We start from the raw sequence: 1,288 nt of genomic DNA, 5'->3' as shown, positions 1-1,288 counted from the left end.
GTGGGCGAGCCGCCCGTCCAGCGCGACGAGGCGGATCCGATCCGCGAGCGCGGCGTAGGCGGGGCCCTGGGTCCGCCACGGACCGAGGACTGTGGCCAATCGAGGCGCTGTGATGGACGTCATGAGGCCATTATTCCCCAATTGGACCTTTATCTGCAGTCCACTTTTCGAGAATCTCGACTCATGCAACACATCCAAGCCTTCCTCACGAGCCGCCGGATGCCGATCCGCCTCGTGCGCCTCTATGTCGGGCTCTTCGCGTACGGCCTCGCCATCTCGCTCATCCTGCGCGCGGGCCTGGGCGGCTCGCCATGGGACGTCTTCGGGCAAGGCCTGGCCCGAACGCTGGGCCTCACGTTCGGGACCTCGACGATCGCGATCAGCCTCGCGGTGCTGCTCCTGTGGATCCCGCTGCGTCAGCGGCCGGGCTGGGGAACGCTCTCCAACGCGGCGCTCATCGGGGTGTTCGCGGACGCTGGGCTCAGCTGGCTGCCGCCCGCGACGCAGCTGCCGGCATGGGCCCCGGCCGCCCAAGGTCTGTTCCTCGCCGCGGGACTCAGTCTGCTCGCGTTCGCGTCGGCGCTCTACATCGGTGCGGGCCTTGGCCCGGGACCCCGGGACGGGCTCATGACGGGACTCGTGGCCCGCACGGGGTGGCCCGTGTGGGTGGTGCGGAGCTTGATCGAGCTCTCCGTGACCGCGATCGGGTGGTTGCTTGGCGGGACGGTGGGCGTGGGCACCGCAGTGTTCGCGTTCGCGATCGGTCCCCTGATCCAAGTCGCGGTTCGGGTGCTCCGCGTCGAGCTCGGCCAGCGGGTCCGCGGGCGCGAGGTTCCGGAGGGCGTGACGGTCAGCGCCGACGCAGCACGCTGAGCTCGACGGCCGCAGTCGCGCGCGGGATGACGTCCGGGAGCCCCGCGAGGACTGCGTCCCGCGACGCGTGATGCCCCGCGGGACCCATGAGCGCGACGTCCGCGGCCGCTTCCGCGTCGAGTTCGAGCGGGAAGCGCACTGAGCGCACGGACTCGACGGCGAAGTCGCCCGCCGACGCGTGGGCGACGCCTTCGGCCTTCCCCGCCGGCACGTCGAGCAGCGGGAGGATTCCGCGCAGCTCGGCGAGATGCTCCGGAAGCGGAGTCACGACGCACAGAAGGCCGCCCGGCCGGAGCACGCGCGCGAACTCGGGGAGATTGCGCGGGGCGAACACGTCGAGGACGACGTCCACCGACGCGTCACCGAGCGGGAGCGTCCGCCAGAGGTCCCAGACGACGGCGGCCGTGTGCGGCAG

At 71.5% G+C, this 1,288-nt stretch carries 1 protein-coding gene and 1 pseudogene; one reads left to right on the top strand and one right to left on the bottom strand.

The features are described from left to right. The first annotated feature begins 183 nt into the window (after positions 1-183). Positions 184-873, top strand: a complete 690-nt coding sequence (locus ACLN58_RS22310) for a YczE/YyaS/YitT family protein (RefSeq protein WP_415857391.1) — start codon at positions 184-186, stop codon at positions 871-873. Here ACLN58_RS22310 and ACLN58_RS22305 read toward each other — a convergent pair. Then, positions 851-1,288 (bottom strand): annotated as a pseudogene (locus tag ACLN58_RS22305) (SAM-dependent methyltransferase); the annotation flags it as partial. The gene ACLN58_RS22310 and the pseudogene ACLN58_RS22305 sit on opposite strands and share 23 nt — an antisense overlap.

Origin of the sequence: Sinomonas sp. G460-2 (assembly GCF_047759905.1) — a bacterium.
In the GTDB taxonomy this organism is placed as follows: domain Bacteria; phylum Actinomycetota; class Actinomycetes; order Actinomycetales; family Micrococcaceae; genus Sinomonas.
The sequence above is the reverse complement of the archived record's forward strand: the minus strand, read 5'-3'. Positions and strand labels throughout refer to the sequence as shown.